This window comes from Leucobacter chironomi DSM 19883, assembly GCF_000421845.1.
GTDB lineage: Bacteria > Actinomycetota > Actinomycetes > Actinomycetales > Microbacteriaceae > Leucobacter > Leucobacter chironomi.
The window spans coordinates 50,026-69,180 of record NZ_ATXU01000012.1; the positions used below are offsets into that span (position 1 = coordinate 50,026).

Genomic DNA, 19,155 nt, shown 5'->3' on the forward strand with positions numbered 1-19,155 from the left:
ACCGGGCGCCACCGGGCGCAGCACCCTCAGGCGAGATTGTAGGAACGCCGAAGCAGACCGCCACAGGGGCTTGCGCCGGTGCAGCCTCCGCGCTATCGCGATCCCGATCCACTGCGCATCCCGACCTCGCGCAGTCGCGGCGCCGTGCCACCGCGCGCCGCGGGCACCCTGTCAACCCCTCCCGCGCGGAGCACGCATCGGCTTGCATGGGGATATGTCCACCAAGATCCTCTCCATCGGCACCGCCGTCCCGACCGCACGGCTCGACCAGTCGCGGGCGCGCGACTTCTTCGCCGCGCAGCCCGGCGCCGACCGCCTCACCGCCCGGCTCATCGGCGCCGCGTTCGACCAGTCGGCCATCGACCACCGCTACTCGGTGATCGGCCAGATCGGCTCGGGCGGCACGCTCTTCTCGGAGGACGGCGAACTGCTGAGCGTCCCCAGCACCGGCGAGCGCAACGCCGTCTACCGCCGAGAGGCGCCGCCGCTCTCCGCGGCCGCCGCGCGCGACGCGCTCGACCGGGCCGGTATCGACGCCGGCGAGATCACCCACGTCGTCACCGCCTCGTGCACCGGCTTCTTCGCCCCCGGCCCCGACTACCTGCTCGTCAAACAGCTCGGCATCCCGTCCACCGCCCAGCGCACCCACATCGGATTCATGGGCTGCGCCGCCGCGTTCCCGGCGCTGCGCACCGCGCAGGCGATCACTGAGGCGAGCCCCGGCGCGATCGTGCTCGTGGTCTGCACCGAGCTCTGCTCACTGCACATCCGCTCCTCGCGCGACCCCGAGCAGATCGTCGCCTCGGCCGTGTTCGGCGACGGCGCCGGGGCGGCGGTCGTGACGTCGGCGGATCCGAGGCCCGGCCGGCCCTGGCTCGACGCCGGTGCATTCTCGACCGCGATCACCGCCGAGGGCGAGCAGGACATGGACTGGACCATCGGCGACAGCGGCTTCGAGATGCGGCTCACCGCCGAGGTGCCGCGCATCATCGGCCGCGAGATCGCCGGAGTGGTCGAGGCGATGCTCGGCGGCGGCGACCCGCTGAGCGAGGTGGATGCCTGGGCCGTGCACCCCGGCGGGCGCAGCGTGCTCGACCGCGTGCAGAGCGGCGTCGGGCTGCCCGAGGAGGCAATGGCGCACTCGCGCGCCGTGCTGCGCGACTACGGCAACATGTCGAGCGCCACGATCCTGTTCATCCTGCAGCGCATCCTCGCCGACGACACCCTGCCCGACGGCGCCCGCGTCGCGGGCCTCTGCTTCGGGCCGGGCCTGACCGTCGAGACCGCGCGACTCACCCTGCGATCGGGCGCGGCGGGCACGGCCTCCGCATCCGTCCCCGCGGCGAGATCGGAGCGCGCCGAGATCCCCGAAGCGCAGCGGGAGCTCGTGTGAACCTGACGTGCCGAGACGAGCAGCTGACCGAGCTGATGGACGATCCGGCCTGCGATCCCGCCACGCTGCGGCGCACGCTCCGACGGTTCTGGATCGTGAATCGCGCCGTCTCCCGCTGGGGCCTCGTGTATCGCACGCAGCTGCGGCCGGCGCTCGCCGCCGCACCGGGGCCCGCCCGCATGCTCGACATCGGCTGCGGCGGCGGCGACGTGCTGCGGCGCCTGCTGCGGCTCGCGCGCCGCGACGGCTTCACCGTGGAGGGGGTCGGCATCGATCCGGATCCGCGCGCGATCGAGGTGGCCCGGGCCGGCGCGCGGGGCGCGAACGGCGAGGGGGTCCGCTTCCGCCAGAGCGACAGCCGCGCGCTCGTCGCGGAGGGCGAGCGCTTCGAGGTGGTCGTCTCGAACCACCTGCTGCACCACCTCGACGGCGCGGAGCTCGACGGCGTGCTCGCCGACTCCGAGGCGCTCGCGACGAGGCTGTGCGTGCACTCCGACATCGCCCGCGACCCGCGCGCCTACGGGGCGTTCTCGGTGGCGGCGGCACCCGTCGCCCCCGGCACCTTCCTGCGAGTCGACGGGCTGCGCAGCATCCGGCGCAGCTACACCCGCGACGAGCTCGCCGCGCGGCTGCCCGACGGCTGGCGGGCCGAGCAGCCCGCGGCCTTCCGGGTGCTCGCCGTGCGCCGGGCCGGGAGCCGGGGGTGAGCGCGCCGCAGCACGAGGTGGCGGTGATCGGCGCGGGCCCGGCCGGGCTCTGCGTCGCGGCCGAGCTGCGGCGGCTGGGGATCGACGTCGCGATCTACGAGCGGCGCCCGAGCGCGGAGCCCGGCAGCCGCGCCATCGGCGTGCACCCGCCCGCGCTCGCGGCGCTCGAGGCCTCGGGCGCGACCGAGCGCATGCTCGCGGAGGCGGCCCGCATCCCGCGCGGTATCGCCCGCACCCGGGAGGGCCGCGTGCTGGGCGAGGTGCGCTTCGACTCGGGTCGGCGGCGCTTCCCCTTCGTGGCGGCCGTGCCGCAGGCGACGACGGAGGCCGCGCTCGCCTTCGGAGCCCCGACCCCGATCCGGGACGCCGAGGTGCGGCGGCTCGCCCCGCACGGCACAGGTGCGATCCTGCGGGTGCGCGTCGGCGGTGCCGAGACGGAGGTGCGCGCCCGGGCGGTGGTGATGGCAGCGGGGGCCGAGGCGCGGAGCCTGCTGCTGCCGGTCGCGCGGCTGCGCGGCCGGGAGTACGGAGACCGCTACCTCATGACCGATCTGCGTCACGCGCCCGGGCAGCCCGAGGATCTCGCGATCATCACCCTCGACGCCGCGGGCGTGGTCGAGTCGTTCCCCCTGGGCTACGGGGGCCGGCGCCTCGTCGCGTGGGACGGGCCGCTCGACGGCCCGGGGCCGGGTGGGCATCGCGGTTCAGGATCGCGCGCCGCACTCGATCCCGATCTCGATGCCGCCGCCCGCGCCGAGCGGCTGCGCGTCGCGGTCGCCGAGCGCAGCGGCGAGCGGGAACTCGCCGACCGCATCGAGACCGCGAGCGGTTTCGGGATCCGCCGCGCACTGCTGCCTCGGATGCGCAGCGGCGCGCTCTTCGTGATCGGCGACGCCGCGCACGAGGTGAGCCCGATCGGCGGCCAGGGCATGAACCTCGGCCTGCTCGACGCGGTGACGCTCGCCCCGGCGCTCGCCTCGTGGCTGCGCCGGGGCGCGGGCGATACGGAGGCCGAGCGGGCGCTCGAACGATGGGAGCGGCGACGGCTCGCCTCGGCGCGCACTGCGGCGCGGCTCGCGGGGCTCAACACCAGTCTCGGGCGCGCGCGCTCGCCGCGCAGCCACCGGATGCTGGCGGCTGGCATCGGCGCGGTCGCAGGCGGCCCGGTCACGCGGATCGCGGCACGCGCCTACACGATGGGTTTCGACCGCCACGCCGCGTAGGCGCCCCTCGCTCATGAGCGACCGGAGCGGCGGCCGGGCTCGGGGTTGCTCGACTGGAGACCCCGTGCCGGGCGGGGCGGAAGATGAACATTGGGTGACGCTGCGCCTTCCGGCTTGTCGACCGCTGCGATCCGCATGAACATGGATGGATGTCGAATCAAGAGCCGACGACGCCTGTGCCGAGCCCGCGAACGGATGGGATCACGACCGAGCAGAAACCCTCCGTGCTGTTCGTCTGCGTGCACAACGCCGGCCGCTCCCAGATGGCCGCGGGCTGGCTCCGCCACCTCGCCGGCGATCGGGTCGAGGTCCGGTCGGCGGGATCGATGCCGGCCGAGCGGATCAATCCCGTCGCCAGAGAGGCCATGCAAGAGGTCGGCATCGACATCGCAGGCCACCAGCCGCGGGTGCTCACCGTCGACGCCGTCGAGGCATCGGACGTGGTGGTCACGATGGGGTGCGGGGATGCGTGCCCGTTCTTCCCGGGCAAGCGCTACGAGGACTGGAAGCTCGATGACCCCGCCGGGCAGGGCATCGCAGCGGTGCGCCTGATCCGCGACAGCATCAGGACCCGGATCGAGGCGCTGCTCGCCGATCTCATCGCTTGAGCCGACGACGCCGCGGGAGGGAAGCGAGAGCCGTTCCCCTCCCGCCGGCGAGCGCCCGATCCGTCCGCCCGATCCGGCCTCGCCCCGCAGCCGGCCCCGTCCCCCGGGGCCCGCTCCCCCCGGGTCAGTGCGATTCGCGCTCGCGGCGCGCGTACATCTCGGCTTCCTCCTCCGAGATGACGACCAGTCCCCTCGGTGTGTGCGCCAGCGCGGTGAGGGCCTTGAGCCAGTTCGGGTTGAGCTGCGGCGGGCGGCTCCCCGAGAACTTGAACGCGATCGCGATGTGCGGCGACAGCCACACCGACACGCGGCCGCTGCCCGACTCGGGCGACTTCGTCCAGCTCAGGAAGAAGCACTCCTGCTTGCGCAGCTTCTGCCCGATGACCGTCTTCAGGTGCGCCAGCACCCGATCCTCGAACTCATACGTGTTCCCCCCGTGCAGCAAATACCCCATGGACGTATCGTCGCAGTCGCGGGCGGCCGCGCCGCGTCTCCCCGCCGCACCGCCGCACCGGCTGACAGATCCCGCAGCAGTTGTTCGCGTCCTGCATCGCGGCTGCCGGTGCGTCGCTGTGCGCCGGCACAGGCGGCCGGGCTAGGCTGCACTGACGCGCAATCGGTGCGCCGAAGCGTGAAAGGTCCAGCCGATCCTCAGTGCGACATAGCCCCCAGATTCTGAAGTTCCGGTCGACCGATGCCGACGAGGTCGCCGAAACGTGGCGCACCTTCGCACCGTCATCCGAGCTGAGCCAGGTCGACGAGACCCGCTGCGAACTCGACTGGGCCTCGGTGTCGACCCCCGCGCTCTCCGTCATCCGATACGAGCTGGCCGCGGGCGTGCGCTCCTCGATCGAGCCTGACGACCAGCTGTTCAGCTGCCGCGTCGCCACCGCGGACGGCAGCTGCGAAAGCGACCGGCGGGAACTGCGCCCCGACGTGCCCTGGGCATCGGCCGGGCAGCCGATCCGCGCCCGCTGGGAGGATCGCGCGACCGTGCGCGCGCTCGCCTTCGAGCGCACGCACGCAGAACGGCTCGCGCGTCAGATCTCGGGCGACGACACTCTGCGGCTCGAGGTGAAGGATCCCGAGGCGACGAGCGTTGAAGCCGGTCGGCAGTGGGACCTCGCCTTCCGCTACCTCGCCTCGGGCCTCATGTCACTCGGCGGCGCGGGTGCTGGCGCCGAACTCGCCACCGCAGGCCTCGAGCGGCACGCGCTCTGGACGGTGCTGACGACCTTCCCGAGCACCTTCGCCGACGCCCTGCAGCGCTCCGCCCAGACCGGCTCGGCGCCGAAGACCGTGCGGATGGCGCTCTCGTACATCGACGCGCACGCCCACCTGCCGATCACGGTGGACGACGTGGCCGTCGCGGCGCGCATCTCCACGCGAGGCCTGCAGTACGCCTTCAAGCGCGCGCTCGGCTTCTCTCCGCGGGACTACCTGCGGCGAGCGCGGCTCGCAGGAGCCCGCGGCGACCTGCTGCGGGCGCTGCCGGGCGAGACGCTCGCCGGGATCGCGCAGCGCTGGGGATTCACGAATGTGTCGCGCTTCACGGTCGCCTACCGCACCGAGTTCGACGAGCACCCCGCCGAGGTGCTGCTGCAGCGCACGCGCTGAGCGCGGTCGTCACGCCGGCCCGCGCCGCGCCCGGACGATACGGCAAGCGGCCTGTGATTACCAGGCCCTTGTCGCGCACCGCCGCCGCGGGAAGCATGGGACGCGAGACAGCACCCACCGGCGTCGAAAGAGCGAACGCGCCGCCCGCGACCGAAGGAGGCACCCGTGTCCGACCCCACGCACACCGACCAGCTCACGTTCCAGAACCCCGTCACCCGCTTCCCCCGGATCTCCCCGCCCGAGCAGGATCAGCCCGAACCGGGGCTCGACCAGAAGCTCGTGCCGCAGACCGACCGCGGTCAGCACAGCTACCGCGGCACCGGTCGCCTGCGCGGGCGCCGGGCGCTCATCACGGGCGGGGATTCCGGGATCGGCGCCGCGGTCGCCATCGCCTTCGCCCGTGAGGGCGCCGACGTCGCACTCTCCTACCTGCCCGCCGAAGAGCCGGACGCGCAGGAGATCAAGGCGGTCATCGAGGAGACCGGACAGCGCGCGATCCTGCTCCCCGGCGACATCTCGGATCGCGACTTCTGCGAGCGCCTCGTGGCCGACGCCGTCGACCAGCTCGGCGGCCTCGACGCGCTCGTCAACAATGCCGGCCGGCAGATCGCGATCGAGGACATCACCGATCTCAGCGACGAGCAGTGGACCCTCACGTACGAGACCAACATCCATGCGATGTACCGCATCACCCGTGCCGCGATCCCGCATATGCCGCCGGGCTCGACCATCGTCAACACCACCTCGATCCAGGCCTACCAACCATCCACGCACCTGCTCGACTACGCGTCGACGAAGGCGGCCATCAACAACTTCTCGAAGGGCCTCGGCCAGGCGCTCGCTTCGAAGGGCATTCGAGTGAATACCGTCGCCCCGGGACCGATCTGGACTCCGCTGCAGGTCTCCGACGGTCAGCCGAAGGAGGCCCTCCCGGAGTTCGGCAAGGACACCCCGCTCGGCCGCGCCGGCCAGCCGACCGAGCTCGCGCCGGCCTACGTGTTCCTCACCTCGCCCGAGTCGAGCTACGTGATCGGCGAAACGCTCAACGTCAACGGCGGCACCCCATCGCCCTGAGCGGCGCCGTCACCCGCCGTCATCCCGCCGTCATCCCCGATCCCGACCCCCTAGGAGGCCTCCCATGCGAGTAGCAGTCGTCGGCGCGACCGGCAACACCGGAACCGCCGTGCTCAGAGCCCTCGCGGACACCCCCGAGGTGACCTCAGTGATCGGCATCGCCCGACGCATGCCCGACACCGAAGCCGAACCCTACGCGGGCTGCGAGTGGGCCGCGATCGACATCGCCGCCGGCAGCTCCCCCGACGACGCGTCCCACGCGCTCGAAGGCGCCTTCGCCGGCGCCGACGCGGTGATCCACCTGGCCTGGCTGATCCAGCCGAACTCCGAGCGCAACCTGCTGCGCCGCGTCAACGTCGATGGCACCGAGCGCGTGGCGCGGGCCGCCGCCGCCGCCGGGGCGCGGCAGCTGGTCGTGGCATCCTCGGCGGGCGCGTACTCGCCGGACCCGGATCGGGATCCCGCCCTCGAACGGCGCGATGAGAGCTGGCCCGTCGCAGGCGTGCGCACCTCCCATTACAGCGTCGACAAGGCGGCCCAGGAGCGCGTGCTCGACGAGTTCGCCGCCGCGCACCCCGAGGTGACCGTCGCCCGGCTGCGCCCGGCGCTCGTCTTCCAGGCGGAGGCCGCCTCGCAGATCCAGCGCTACTTTCTGGGCGGCTGGATGCCGGTGCAACTGCTCGACAGCGCGAAGCCGCCGGCGCTGCCCCTCCCGCGCGGCCTGCGCGGGGTGCAGGCCGTGCACGCCGACGACCTGGCACGGGCCTACGCCGCGGCAGTCGTGCAGGGGGCCAGCGGCGCATTCAATATCTGCGCCGACGACGTGCTCGGTCCCCAGGATCTCGCCGACATCATCGACCACGGCCGCTACGTCGAGCTGCCGCCGCGGCTCGTGCGCGCCCTCCTGTTCGGCGGCCACAAGACCGGCCTCATCGCCGCCGACGAGGGCTGGATCGACATGGCACTGGCGGTGCCCGTCATGGACAACACCCGCGCCAAGGCAGAGCTCGACTGGCAGCCCCACCACAGCGCGGCCGACGCGCTGCGCAGCCTGCTGCGCGGCATGGTCGAGGGGCAGGGCGGCGGATCCATCCCGTTGCGACCACGCGACCCCGGGCGCACGGATCTCACCGACAGCGCCGGGCGCACGCCGCACGACACCCGCCGCGACGGCGACTCCCCGTCGGGGGCGGCGGACGCGGCGCACACGGGCGCCCCGGATCCGCAGCCCGAATCCCCGAGCGACGACGACCGGCCCGCTCCCCGGATCTCCGACCGCATCTCGGAACATCTGCTCGGCCTCTACCTGTCGGACCACCTGAGCGGCGCCACCGCCGGGGCCGACCGCGCCGAGCGCCTGGCCGCCTCGGCCATCGACACCCCGGTCTACGCCCGCCTCTCGGAGACGGCCGAGGAGATTCGCTTGGAGCGCGCATTCCTGCAGCAGCTCATCGACGACCTCGGGCTGCCCCGGCGCGGCTACCGTCAAGCCGCCGCCTGGGCCGGCGAGCACCTGGGCCGGCTCAAGGGCAACGGGCGGGTGCTCGCCCGCTCACCGCTCACCCTCGTGCTCGAAGCCGAGCTGATGCGCAGCGCCGTGATCGGCAAGCTCGGCCTCTGGCAGACCCTCGGCGAACTCGCCGAGGAGCTGGGACTCGACCCGGAGACCTTCGCCGAACTCGGCGCACGCGCGCAACAGCAGGCCGCCGTGTTCGGGGAGGTGCACGAGTACGCGCGCGAACGGGCGTTCCGCGAAGACCGCCGCACCTTCGGGCCGGAGCACGGGGCGGACGGAGCCGACGGACCCGTGCCGGATGCGGGTCCCGATCCGGATCCCGCGGCGACGCGAGCCGACGCACCCCCGGAGCCCGAGACGCCGGTCGACCTCGCCGAGCGTCCCGGCGCCTCGCAAGCGACGCACGAGCACGAGGACGAACTCGTCGACGAGTGGGGCGAGGAGTCGTTCCCCGCCAGCGACCCGCCGGCGCACTACTGACGGCGGATCCGCTTCTCAGGCGCCGTCGAGCGTGAAGCTCGCCTCCGGATCCTCGATCAACCGCAGCGTAGCGCGCGCGTGACGAGCTCGCTGCAGCGCGGAGCCGTCATCTGCGCCCCGCACGAGCGGAACCGCCGCCTCGCCCAGTTCCACGAGAGCCCGGCTCAAGCTGCGCATGACCTCGATGTCGCCCCGGCCGAGCTCGAGCACGAGCTCCCCGGCGAGGGCGGGGTGCTCGTCTTCCGGGGCGAGCCCTGCGGCCGTGCGCCAGGCCGCCCGCGCCACCTCGGCATCGTCATCGTGCAGATGCTCGGCGGTGATCGCGGGCCAACCCCGGGGGTCGCCCAGCTTCGAAAGCGTGTGGAGCGCCTGACTGCGCGCCTGCGGCGCCGCGGACGACAGTTCTCCGAGCAGGCGGTCGAGCACGAGGTCACGGGGCAGCCGCGTCAAGGCCCAGGTCAGCATGTCGCGCACGTAGAAATCGGGCTCGACCGCGCACCGAGCGACCAGCGGATCGAGAAAGCTCTCATCCGGGTGGGTGCCGGCGGTCAGAGCCGCCTGCAAGCGATCGGAGGCATCGTCGGCCAGCAGCGCGCGACTCAGCGCTGCAGCTCTTGCGGGTGCGGGCACGGCGGGGGCTCCGTTCGATCGGCGGGGCGATCAGCCCCTCCGGTCAGCGTAGCGCGATCCGCTCAGAACGGAGCCGGGTGCTTCGCGGCGTAGCTCTCCGCCTCCTGCTCTCCCATGATGATCATGCCGCGACCGCCGTGAGAGGTGCCCGAGAGCACCGAGAGCCAGGTCTTGTTGATCTGCGGAGTCCGGCTGCCGGAGAAGCGGAAGGTGAGCGGGCAGGAGGGCGACAGCCAGATCGAGTTGCGCCCCGACCCTTCCTCGGGAGAACAGCTCCAGCTCAGGAAGAAGCTCTCCTGTTTGCGCAGCCGTGCACCGACCGCGGATTTCACATGAGCAAGCAGGCGATCTTCGAACGTGTACTTGCTCCCGTCGTAGATGAGTTGTCCCATAGCCTCATGGTCGCACCGTTCCGAGCAGAAAGACAGGATGGACCGTCCCGCGCCCCAGGAGGCCCCCAGGTGCGCGATGCGCCGACCGCGCCTACTCGCCGCGACCGGTGAAGCGGTCCATCGACGAGTACACGTGGAACACCCGATCCGCGATCACATCCCAGGCCCGCGTCGGCAGCGCCCCGCGCAACGCCATGGCGAGCTTCACCGTCCACGGCTTCGACACGATCGGGCGACCGGCGAGCATTCCCTCCCACGCGGCCCGCGCGGCCCGCGTCGGCGTCATGATCGGGGTGAGCAGCGGCCCCCGAGCCCCGGCGAACATGCCCGTGGAGATGTAGCTCGGGCAGAACGTGGTGACGGCGACGTGACCGTGCCCCTCACGCGCCAGCTCCAGCCGCAGCGACTCGCTCCAGCCGATCATCGCCCACTTCGACGCCGCGTAGACGCTCATGCGCGGGTTCGCGAGCGTGCCCGCCGCGGAGGCGACGTTGAGGATGCGCTTCGGGCGGGAGCGATCGGCGAGCATCGCGGGCAGCAGTTCGCGGGCGAGCCACATCGGAGCGAGCGAGTTGACGCGCATGGTGAGCTCGATGTCGCGCTCGGGATCGTGCTCCCAGAACAGCGCGCCGCGCACGATACCGGCGTTGTTGATCAGCACGTCCGGCGCCCCGAGTTCATCGGCTGTGCGCCTCGCGGCCTCGCGGATCGCCTCGCGGTCCGATACGTCCACGATGTAGGCGCGCACGCGGCTGCGCGGGCCGTCGAGCTCGGCGGCGAGCGCCTCGGCGCGGTCCCGGTCCACATCCCACAGCGCGATCGCCGCAGAGCCCTCCTTCACAGCCCGGCGCGCGTACAGCTCGCCCATGCCGCGGGCGGCGCCGGTGATGAGCACAGTAGCCCCGGTGACGAGGGTGGTCGACGTCGCTGTCATGCGATCACCCTACCCCTGGCGGCGAGGGCCGGGCTCCTGGGATCCTGCGCTGCAGCGATGCTGCGCCGCCCTTGCGCGTGACGGGCGCTTTGTCCAGGGGTGGCCGTGTGCGCGGCCCGGTGCCTAGCGTGGAGGGTATGGACGACCTCATCGAACTCGTGTCCCCCGAGCAGCTGCCCGAGGAGACCTCGACGCGGTTCCTGCTCGACGGGGTCATCGTCGCGGTCGAACCCGAGGGCGGGCGGTCGTGGTGGTTCCCCCAGCTGGAGGTGAGCCTCGTGCAGCAGGAGCTGTCGGCGGCGGGATCGTACGCGGTGAGCGGGCACGGGCCGGCCGGATCGTTCGCCGAGGCGCTCGCCGTGCTGCGGGAGGTCGCGCAGGATCAGCCCCGATCCGGTGGTTCCGAGCGAACCAGCGGAGGTGGATCATGACCCGCTACGTGTGCGCCGCGTGCGGCGCCGACGCCGTGACCGTCTCCCCCGACGGCAACACCCTGCCCACCGGCGCCGAGACCGTGGTCGAGCACGTCACGCACTGCTCGAACCCCGCCTGCGACCGATCCGACCCGGCCCGCGCGACCGCCGCCGACTTCGTCCCCGCTGAGTAGCGCGGCCGGCAGCCCGTGCTCGCTGCCGCAGGGCGGCGGTACCCTGAGGGGATGGCGATCCTCATCGACCCGCCCGCGTGGCCGGCGCACGGCACGCTCTGGAGCCACCTCGTCTCAGACTTCAGGTACGACGAGCTGCATGCCTTCGCGCGTCGGCTGGGCGTGCCCCGGCGCGGCTTCGACCTCGACCACTACGACGTGCCCGCCTCACTGTACGAGCGGGCGGTGGCGCTCGGCGCGCGACCCGTCGCCGCGCGGGATGTCGTGCACGCGCTTCGCGGCGCGGGGCTGCGGGTGCGGCAGGCGGAGCGGGAGGCTGTGACGCCGCTGCGCCGCAGGCAGTTCCTCGTGTCGGAGTGGGCGAATCTCGGCGAGCTCGTCGGGGCGGGCGCCGCGCGCAGCGCGCAGCACGACTGGCTCGCCCTCGGCGAGACGCTCATCGCCCGCTGGAACGAGGCGCACCGCAGCTACCACGACGAACGGCACCTTGAGGACGTGCTGCTCGCGCTCGATCATCTCGCCACCCGCGGCGAGCGCGTGGCCCCGGACACACTGCTGGCGGCCTGGTTCCACGATGCCGTCTACACGGGCACCGGCGACGACGAGCTCGCCTCCGCGGCACTCGCCACGAGCGCGCTCGCGCAGCTGCCGCTCGATGCCGCGCTGGTGAGCCGGGTGGGCGAGTTCATCGTGGCGACGACCCCCGCTCGCGAGCTTCGCGACCCTGCCGCCCCGCTCGACCATCTGCTCGACGCGGACCTGTCGATCTTCGCCGCCGCGCCCCACCGCTACCGGCAGTACTCGGAGTCGGTCCGGCTGGAGTACGCGCATGTGCCCGAGCCGGACTTCGCGTCGGGCCGATCCCGCATCCTCAGCAGCTACCTGGAGCAGCCCGCGATCTACCGCACCGGCACCGCGCAGCAGCTCTGGGAGCAGCGCGCCCGCCGCAACGTCCTCGCCGAAATCGAGCAGCTGCGGATCGCGGTCGGCGCTCGGGCCGACGAAGCGGCGCCGTAACCGGCGTCATCCCCCGATGCGCCACCCCGCGGCGGCGTGCTGCTGGGCGTGGAACTCGGCGAAGCGCCCGCCGGCCGCGAGCAGCTCGTCGTAGGAGCCCTGCTCGACCACGCGCCCGTCGTCGATGAAAACGACGCGGTCGGCGGCGCGGATGCTGCTCAGGCGATGCGCCACGATCACGCGAGTGCGCGGGATCGGGTCGCCGCTGAGCGCCGCCGCGACGGCCGCCTCGTTCTCGGTGTCGAGCGCGCTCGTCGCCTCGTCGACGAGCAGCACCGGAGCGGGCTTCAGCAGCGCACGCGCGATCGACACGCGCTGCCGCTCGCCGCCAGAGAGCGCCGAGCCCGCTTCGCCGACCCGGCTGCCCCAGCCGTCGGGCAGGCGCTCCACGATCCCGTCGACGCGCGCGAGCGCGGCGGCGGCTTCCAGCCGAGAGGCGTCGGCATCGGGATCGCCGACCAGCACGTTCTCGCGCACGCTCGCGTCGAAGAGGTACGGCTGCTGGAACACAACGGTCGAGAGCGCGCGGCGCACGCCGGCGTCGAGCTGCGCCGCGTCGACCCCCGCGATCTCGACAGTTCCGTCAATGGGCTGGTGCAGGCCCGCGATGAGCGTGAGGATCGTGCTCTTACCCGACCCTGACGGCCCCACGATCGCCGTCGTGCTGCCCGGCTCGAACACCAGGTCGAGGCCGTCGAGCACCGGCTCGGAGCCCTCGCCGTATCCGAACCGCACGCCGCGCAGCTCGACGCGCGGCGGTGCGAGATCGGGCGCCACAGGCGCGCCAGCGGCCACGGCGTCCGCCCCGCCGAACGTGCCCGCTGATCCGCTCTCCGGTGCATTCGCGGCAGCAGCGGCTTCCACCCCGGGCAGCGTCGCCGACCCCGACGCCGTAACCGGGGCCTCGAGCACCGTGCGCACGCGGCGCAGCATCGCGAGCGACCCCTCCATGCCGGCGGCGATGCCCGCGAGCGCCGTGAACGGCTCCAGATACCGGGCGATGACCGCGATCAGCGCGACCGCCTCGGGGGCGGCGATGTCGCCGCGCACCGACAACCAGACCGTGACGCCCGCGAGCAGCACCAGGGCGAGCTGGCTGGCGAGACTGAAGACGAGCTGCCCCGGCACCTGCATCGCGAGCAGGCGCATCGTGGCGCCGTGCTGGGCATCGAGCGCGGCGCCGACGTGACTGCGCTCGGGCTCGACGCGGCGCGCAGCGCGCAGCGCCTGCTGGGTGCGGGCGAACTCGAGCACGCGCTCGGTGAGAGCGCTGTTCGCCTCGTCGGCGGCACGATCCGCGGCCCTGCTCAAGCGGCCCGCCAGCCAGAAGGCGCCGAGCAGCACCGGCACGCCCGCGAGCGCCGCAAGGCCGAGGGGCAGCGAGATCGGCATGAGCGCGACGGCGATCGCGACGGGCAGCAGTATCGCGGCGAGCATCGGGGTCGCGAGGTACACAAAGAGGCCCACGAGTTCGGGGCCGATCGCGGCGATCGCCTGGCGCGCAGTCGCGGTGTTGTCGCCGTCGAACCAGGTGAGGCGGATCCGGTTCACCTGCTCGGCGAGATCGCGCTGGCCGCGCTGCAGCACGTCAAAGCCCAGGCCGAAGGCGATGCGCGCGACGAGCCAGTCGGCCGCCCAGCCGCCGACGACCGCTACGACGAGCCAGCCGGTCCACCGCCACGCGTCGGCCGGCTCCGAGCTGAACAGCGCCGCGACGAGCGGCACGAGCAGCACGGCGCTGAGCGCGCGCAGCACGACGCTCAGCAGCGTGAGCGCGAGGTGGGCGACGATGCGGCCGCGGCTGCGCGGGGGCAGCAGGGCGAGAACGGCGCGGATCATTGGGCGGCCTCCTGCTCGGTCGAGGTCGGTGCGGCGGCGGGATCGGCAGCAGCATCGGGATCGGGATCAGCGCCGCGCGGGGCTGCGCCCTGGCCCGCCTCCCACAGCCGCCGGTATCGTCCGTCGCGGGCGAGCAGTTCGGCGTGCGTTCCGCTCTCGGCGACGCGGCCGTGGTCGAGCACAACGATGCGGTCGACGTCGGCGATGGTGTGCAGCCGGTGCGCGATCACGAGCACCGTGCGGTCGCGGGTGAGGCGGCCGAGGGCCTGCTGCACGAGGAACTCCGATTCGGGATCGGCGAAGGCGGTCGCCTCGTCGAGCACCAGCACCGGCGTATCGGCGAGGATCGCACGGGCGATCGTGATCCGCTGCCGCTCGCCACCGGAGAGCGGAGCGCCACCGACGGAGTGCGCGGCGTCGGGGCCGAGGCGCGTCGCGTAGCCCTCGGGCATGCGCAGGATGCGGTCGTGGATGTTGGCCGCGCGAGCCGCCGCCTCCACCCGCGCATCGCTCGCGTCGGGCACGGCGAGGGCGATGTTCTCGCGCACCGTGCCCTGCACGAGCTGCGTCTCCTGGAACACGAATCCGACCCTCGCGTAGAGTTCGTCTGCGTCGAGTTCGCGGATGTCGGCGCCGTCGATCCTGATCGCGCCCTCCCCCACGTCGTGGAAGCGGGCGAGCAGCGCGGCGAGCGTCGACTTGCCCGATCCCGACGGGCCGACGAGGGCCGTCACCGTGCCCGGTTCCAGCGACAGCGAGACGTCCTCCAGCACCGGTGCGCCGGGCCGGTAGGCGAACCCCACGCCCTCGAAGTGCACCTCGCCTCGCGGCTGCGTCGATCCGGAACCGTCAACACCCGCGCCGGCCGGGGCCGCAAGCTCCCGATCCTCGAGCACGTTCTGCACCCGCCGCGCCGCGAGCAGCCCGTCGCGCAGACCCGACAGGCCGTAGCCGATGCCGAGCAGCCGCGACCCGAAGGTCGTGCCGAGCAGCAGGAACGGCAGCAGGTCGAGCGGATCCATCGCGCCGCTCGTCACCCAGAGCGTGCCGAACACGCAGATGAGCAGCAGGAACGTCGACGGGCGCGTCGCGAGATCCATGAACGTCTTGAGCCCAGTGAACGGGCGCTGCCACGAGTCGAGGAAGTCGACGTACTCGGCCAGCCGCGCGCGGAACGTCGACGCCGCCGCACCCCCGAAGACCCGCACCACCGGCTGCCCATCGAGGTAGGCGCCCGCCTCGGTCTGCATGCGCTCCGCCCACTTCAGCGCCTTGGGCGTCGTGTCGTACGAGCGCAGGATCATCAGATACATCGTGAACGCGTATACGAGCACCGGCAGCAGCATGAGCAGTGCCATACGCCAATCCACCACGAACAGGTACACCAGCACCGCGATCGGTGCGACCACCGCCGCTACCGCATCGCCCACCGCGTGCGTGACGAGATAGTGCAGCGCGAGCGTGTCGTCCTGCACCACCTGCTTCACCTGAGCCGAGCCCCGAGCGCTGAACCAGCCGAGCGGCAGACGCGAGAGCTTCGCGAGCAGACGGCTGCGCAAGTCGCGCTCGAAACGGGCGTCGACCGCGTGCAGCCAGAGCACGAGCGCAGCCCCCAGCAGCGCACCCAGCGCCACCAGCGCCACCGCCCAGATGCCGATCGCCCAGAGCTGTTGCGGCGTGGAGCCGCCCGACAGCAGCCGGTGCGAGAGCTCCACCAGCAGGAAGAACGGCGCCAGCTCGATCAGCGTGACGATCGCCTGCAGCACACCCGTCGCGACGAAGACCGGCTTCAACGGGGCGAGCAGGCGGGAACCGGCCGAGGCGCGCCACTCGCCGCGCACCGGGGCGGGGTGGCTGGCTGAGTTCTTGGCCTCGCTCGCTGAGCGTGTCGTCTCGTTGCGGGAGCTTGCGGCCTCGCTTGCTGAGCGTCTCGAAGCGGGCGCCGGATCCAGCACTCCGCTCGCCGAGCCAGCGGCCTCGTTCACCGAGCCTGTCGAAGCGTGCGTCTGATCCGCCTCGGTCTGAGCGTCCGTCGAACTGCCCGGTGCCGAGGTGCTTTCGCTTTGCGCTCCCCCGCGCTGCTTGCCCATCGCTTTGCCCTCGACCCAGTAGGCCTGGGAGTGGATCTCGCTGCGGGGGAAGCCGAAGTCGTCGCGCAGGCGCGAGCGCAGTTGTTTGAGGGAGGCGCTCTCGGGGGTGGCCCAGACGTACCAGTTCGACCAGTCGCGCGCCTCGATGGCCTGGGCGAGCGACCGGGGGCTGGTGCGCGCGATCCAGTGGGTGCGCAGCCGCGGGTGGCTCGGGATCGGGATCAGCCGGTCGTGGGGGTGGTGCTCTTCGAGGGTGAGCTCGATGGGCACGTCGAGCGGCAGCGCGGAGATGATGCCGGCGAGGCCCGGGATCGCGGCGGCGTCGCCGACGAGCAGGTAGCCGGCGGGGCGTTCCTCGGGCAGCTCGAACTTGGAGGAGCCGAGGGTGTTCACCTGCAGGGTGTCGCCGGGCCGGCAGTTCTGGGCCCAGGCCGAGGCGGGGCCTGCGGGCTCGTGCAGCACGAAGTCGAGCGAGAAGCGGCCGGTCTCGGCGTCGCCGGAGCTGATGGTGTAGCCGCGCTGGTGCTCGGTCTCCTTGCCCTCGTGGTCGGGGAACCAGCCGCGCAGCCATGCGGTGGGCGCGAGCTCGGCATCTTCGAAGAAGGTGTCGGAGTGCAGGTGGACGCGGATGAAGCTCGGCGTGATCTCCTCTTTCGAGAGGACGGTCACGGTGTGATCGCGTGCCTGCGTGGCGCGCATCATCACGCCTTGGATACCGCGTTTCGCCATCGGGCGCCCCTTGCACTCTGGATCGTCGGGTTGGTTCCCCGACCACCCAAACTACCATTCATCAGATGAAGTGGGGGCGTGCGGATCTCCTCAGCGCCGGAGGCGACCGCCGAAAGCGCGTCAGCCCAGCGAGATCGCTCCGTCCGAGCGATGCGGCGGCATCAAGAAGGGCGCAGATTCTCGACTCGAACCAAGAACAACTGACAGCAGAGGAGAAGCTACTCCTCGTCAAGGAGCATGAGGCTGGCGCGACGTGGCGGAGTTGGAAGACAAGCATTGTCTCTCCCATGGGTCAGCGTTGCGGGCACTGCATGGTGCGGGAGTGGAGATGCGGGCCAAGACACCACGGAATCGATCGCAGAAATCAGGCAGCCGATCGCTCTCTTGACTAAGAAGGATGCGATCTACGCAGCTTTCTCCACTTGCGCCATACCTGGATGAAGGCAAGATCGGTACGATACATGCATGGGTAAGAACAAACTAGACGGAGTCACGTTTAACCGGCTAATGGACGAGTTCGGTGAAGAAGCCGCAGCGGATACTCTTGATGATGTCAATGAGGGTCGGGTCCGTGCGGAGACCGTTGAAAAGTATCTTTACACCGACGAGACCAAGGAAGAATACGCTGAGCGTCTGCGCAGTGAATAGAGTCTTTGACCGCTTCAAGTTGCCCCCACTCCTCACATGCCTATCGTGAGAATCTACGTCAGAAACGCTGCGCGGCGCATGGGTATGGTTCGCAATCTAACGCGGGAGTATCTCGATCAAGCAAGGGAGCGCAACGTAACCTTTATCGGAGCCACCTAGATCGCACTTCGGTCCATAGAGGCAGAAGGGCCTTCTTCGAAAGTCTCGGCTTTGAGATCGATCAAGATGGCACGTTCGGAGCCAGGCTGTCTGATCTCCGCATCTAGACGAGCCCCTGGGCAGAAGCTTGAAGTAGCACCTCTCGGCTATTCGTTTTCTCTCTGGTCACCTGAGATCCACCCTTCGCAAATCAACTCCAACACAGCATGGAAATGACTGTGCAGGCCCCACAGCACAGGAATCACGGGTGCGAGACTCTCCGGTTCCCCGTCGAGGGCGATATTCACCCAGGGGGCCGTCTCAATCTCGGTGCTGGTCTCCACAGATTCAAAAACATGCTCCCACTCAAAAGCGAAGACCGGCGTGCCTACTTCCATAGGAGAGCCCAGCGCTAGGAGAGGATGGATCTGCATTGAGGCCGACTCACTGCGCTGTCCCCCGAGGTCAACGTTGGCTCTGAGAGATCCTCCGTCGCTAAGCGGAGTGAGGACTAGAGAGCTGCGGTGCTTGTCGATGTTATTGAGTTCTGAGAGCACCTTGAGAGCTGGGTTCGCGATGCCGTTCACAATATTGGCGGCGGCATGGAAGCGAGCCCGCAATTCATCACTCATGTTTGGGACATTGCTATCCCATTCTTCCCACGCCCTGGTGTCGCCAGAATCCAGGGCAGGGAAGTAAAGCCGCTTTGGCTTCAGTGGCGCTGTGCCATTGAGATGCGCCGCTTGCCACGCAATTGAGTCAAGAGCTGCCCGCATGCTCGAAACAGCCATGCCGAGATGCGCAGACCACTGCATCAGCGGCGGACACGGGGTCTCACTCACAGCGAATACAAGGCGTCGCCCTTCATCCTCAATGACACCTGAGAGCTTTGTCGGGTGCTCAAGGTTCCAAACATCTATCAACGAGGTCAGAGCCTCTATCTCTGCCCTGGCAAGACGCAGTTTCACCCATGGCCATGGGGTAACTTCGTGACCCCGCCGAAGCACAAGAGGGCGAGATGAAGAAGATGCATCCATAGCTCGATCATAGCTTAGATAAGGTGAAGGCGGCAGCCGCCCCATGCAGGCACGGAAGGTGCCATGCCCAGGTTCGGCTGCCGCTGCATGAATGGGGAGGTTAGGCGTCGGAGGAAGCCTGCTTGGAGGGTCGAGGAGACGAGTGGTGCCCCGTAAAGTGGTGTAGCTCGCGGTGGCCAGGCTCGTCGTTCACGACGTAAGCGCGGTCACCGTGTGATCCTTCGAGAAAGCTCTCTACTTCTCACTCGAATGGAGTCATCACGATGACCGCTCCTCATATTGTCGACCCTGCCGGCGTGCTCAGCGAAGCATTGTTGGACGCGTCGCCTGATCTGATGCGCAGCTTGCTGCAAACGATGATCAACGCGTTGCTGTCCGCTGACGCGGACGCCGTGGTCGGCGCGGAATGGGGCAAACCCAGCCCTGACCGCCTCGCCCAGCGCAACGGCTACCGCCACCGCGACCTGGACACCCGC

At 70.9% G+C, this 19,155-nt stretch carries 19 protein-coding genes; 12 read left to right on the forward strand and 7 right to left on the reverse strand.

The window, feature by feature from the left end; all coding sequences use genetic code 11:
* Nucleotides 1-214 precede the first annotated feature (214 nt).
* From H629_RS0112430 to H629_RS0112445, 4 genes are all read left to right on the forward strand, one after another.
* Nucleotides 215-1,393, forward strand: coding sequence for a type III polyketide synthase (locus H629_RS0112430; protein ID WP_024357570.1), 1,179 nt, complete (start codon nucleotides 215-217; stop codon nucleotides 1,391-1,393).
* Entirely contained in the window at nucleotides 1,390-2,100 is a 711-nt protein-coding gene (locus H629_RS0112435) for a methyltransferase domain-containing protein (RefSeq protein ID WP_024357571.1), read from the forward strand. The genes H629_RS0112430 and H629_RS0112435 overlap by 4 nt, the downstream gene beginning before the upstream one ends.
* Nucleotides 2,097-3,323 carry an FAD-dependent oxidoreductase gene (locus H629_RS0112440; RefSeq protein ID WP_024357572.1) on the forward strand — a complete coding sequence of 409 codons (1,227 nt, stop codon included), beginning with the start codon at nucleotides 2,097-2,099 and terminating at the stop codon, nucleotides 3,321-3,323. Before H629_RS0112435 ends, H629_RS0112440 begins: the two co-directional genes overlap by 4 nt.
* A 149-nt stretch (nucleotides 3,324-3,472) precedes the next feature.
* Nucleotides 3,473-3,931 (forward strand): arsenate reductase ArsC, encoded by a 459-nt coding sequence (locus tag H629_RS0112445; RefSeq protein ID WP_205618714.1) that lies wholly within the window; start codon nucleotides 3,473-3,475, stop codon nucleotides 3,929-3,931.
* Between the two features lie 124 nt (nucleotides 3,932-4,055).
* Here the strand turns inward: H629_RS0112445 and H629_RS0112450 are convergent, their stop codons facing one another.
* Complete coding sequence (locus H629_RS0112450; protein ID WP_024357574.1) at nucleotides 4,056-4,385, reverse strand: DUF7882 family protein; 330 nt, start codon at nucleotides 4,383-4,385, stop codon at nucleotides 4,056-4,058.
* Between the two features lie 200 nt (nucleotides 4,386-4,585).
* Here H629_RS0112450 and H629_RS0112455 point away from each other — a divergent pair, with 200 nt between their 5' ends.
* The 3 genes from H629_RS0112455 to H629_RS0112465 all read left to right on the forward strand — a co-directional run bounded on the left by H629_RS0112455 (nucleotide 4,586) and on the right by H629_RS0112465 (nucleotide 8,618).
* Nucleotides 4,586-5,548: an AraC family transcriptional regulator gene (locus tag H629_RS0112455; RefSeq protein WP_051137903.1), complete on the forward strand. Its 963-nt coding sequence runs from the start codon at nucleotides 4,586-4,588 to the stop codon at nucleotides 5,546-5,548.
* A 165-nt stretch (nucleotides 5,549-5,713) separates the two neighbouring features.
* A complete protein-coding gene (locus tag H629_RS0112460) occupies nucleotides 5,714-6,622 on the forward strand; it encodes an SDR family oxidoreductase (RefSeq protein WP_024357576.1) in 909 nt (302 codons plus the stop codon).
* Between the two features lie 64 nt (nucleotides 6,623-6,686).
* Nucleotides 6,687-8,618 (forward strand): NAD-dependent epimerase/dehydratase family protein, encoded by a 1,932-nt coding sequence (locus tag H629_RS0112465; RefSeq protein ID WP_024357577.1) that lies wholly within the window; start codon nucleotides 6,687-6,689, stop codon nucleotides 8,616-8,618.
* A gap of 15 nt (nucleotides 8,619-8,633) precedes the next feature.
* Here H629_RS0112465 and H629_RS0112470 read toward each other — a convergent pair whose 3' ends face one another.
* From H629_RS0112470 to H629_RS0112480, 3 genes are all read right to left on the reverse strand, one after another.
* A complete protein-coding gene (locus tag H629_RS0112470) occupies nucleotides 8,634-9,248 on the reverse strand; it encodes a HEAT repeat domain-containing protein (protein WP_024357578.1) in 615 nt (204 codons plus the stop codon).
* A gap of 62 nt (nucleotides 9,249-9,310) precedes the next feature.
* Nucleotides 9,311-9,640 carry a DUF7882 family protein gene (locus H629_RS0112475; protein ID WP_024357579.1) on the reverse strand — a complete coding sequence of 110 codons (330 nt, stop codon included), beginning with the start codon at nucleotides 9,638-9,640 and terminating at the stop codon, nucleotides 9,311-9,313.
* Between the two features lie 91 nt (nucleotides 9,641-9,731).
* Nucleotides 9,732-10,574, reverse strand: coding sequence for an SDR family NAD(P)-dependent oxidoreductase (locus H629_RS0112480; RefSeq protein WP_024357580.1), 843 nt, complete (start codon nucleotides 10,572-10,574; stop codon nucleotides 9,732-9,734).
* A gap of 137 nt (nucleotides 10,575-10,711) precedes the next feature.
* On the opposite strand from H629_RS0112480, the gene H629_RS0112485 reads away from it, so the two are divergent.
* Genes H629_RS0112485 through H629_RS0112495 form a run of 3 tightly spaced genes read left to right on the forward strand, consistent with a single transcriptional unit; the run spans nucleotide 10,712 to nucleotide 12,198 of the window.
* A complete protein-coding gene (locus H629_RS0112485; RefSeq protein WP_024357581.1) occupies nucleotides 10,712-11,005 on the forward strand; it encodes a hypothetical protein in 294 nt (97 codons plus the stop codon).
* Nucleotides 11,002-11,181 (forward strand): hypothetical protein, encoded by a 180-nt coding sequence (locus H629_RS0112490; RefSeq protein ID WP_024357582.1) that lies wholly within the window; start codon nucleotides 11,002-11,004, stop codon nucleotides 11,179-11,181. Before H629_RS0112485 ends, H629_RS0112490 begins: the two co-directional genes overlap by 4 nt.
* Nucleotides 11,182-11,232: 51 nt before the next feature.
* A complete protein-coding gene (locus H629_RS0112495; protein WP_024357583.1) occupies nucleotides 11,233-12,198 on the forward strand; it encodes a DUF4031 domain-containing protein in 966 nt (321 codons plus the stop codon).
* Between the two features lie 6 nt (nucleotides 12,199-12,204).
* On the opposite strand, the gene H629_RS0112500 is transcribed toward H629_RS0112495, so the two are convergent.
* Together H629_RS0112500 and H629_RS0112505 are read right to left on the reverse strand one after the other, a co-directional pair.
* Nucleotides 12,205-14,037, reverse strand: a complete 1,833-nt coding sequence (locus H629_RS0112500; protein ID WP_024357584.1) for an ABC transporter ATP-binding protein — start codon at nucleotides 14,035-14,037, stop codon at nucleotides 12,205-12,207.
* A complete protein-coding gene (locus tag H629_RS0112505; RefSeq protein WP_084705418.1) occupies nucleotides 14,034-16,856 on the reverse strand; it encodes an ABC transporter ATP-binding protein/permease in 2,823 nt (940 codons plus the stop codon). Before H629_RS0112505 ends, H629_RS0112500 begins: the two co-directional genes overlap by 4 nt.
* Before the next feature lie 465 nt (nucleotides 16,857-17,321).
* Between H629_RS0112505 and H629_RS15290 the strand changes: the two genes are divergently transcribed.
* Nucleotides 17,322-17,504: a hypothetical protein gene (locus tag H629_RS15290; RefSeq protein ID WP_152485717.1), complete on the forward strand. Its 183-nt coding sequence runs from the start codon at nucleotides 17,322-17,324 to the stop codon at nucleotides 17,502-17,504.
* 305 nt (nucleotides 17,505-17,809) lie between these two features.
* On the opposite strand, the gene H629_RS15295 is transcribed toward H629_RS15290, so the two are convergent.
* Nucleotides 17,810-18,679, reverse strand: coding sequence for a hypothetical protein (locus H629_RS15295; RefSeq protein ID WP_152485718.1), 870 nt, complete (start codon nucleotides 18,677-18,679; stop codon nucleotides 17,810-17,812).
* 263 nt (nucleotides 18,680-18,942) lie between these two features.
* Between H629_RS15295 and H629_RS0112515 the strand changes: the two genes are divergently transcribed.
* Nucleotides 18,943-19,155 (forward strand): transposase (locus H629_RS0112515; RefSeq protein WP_024357587.1); only part of this gene is annotated, 213 nt, incomplete at its 3' end.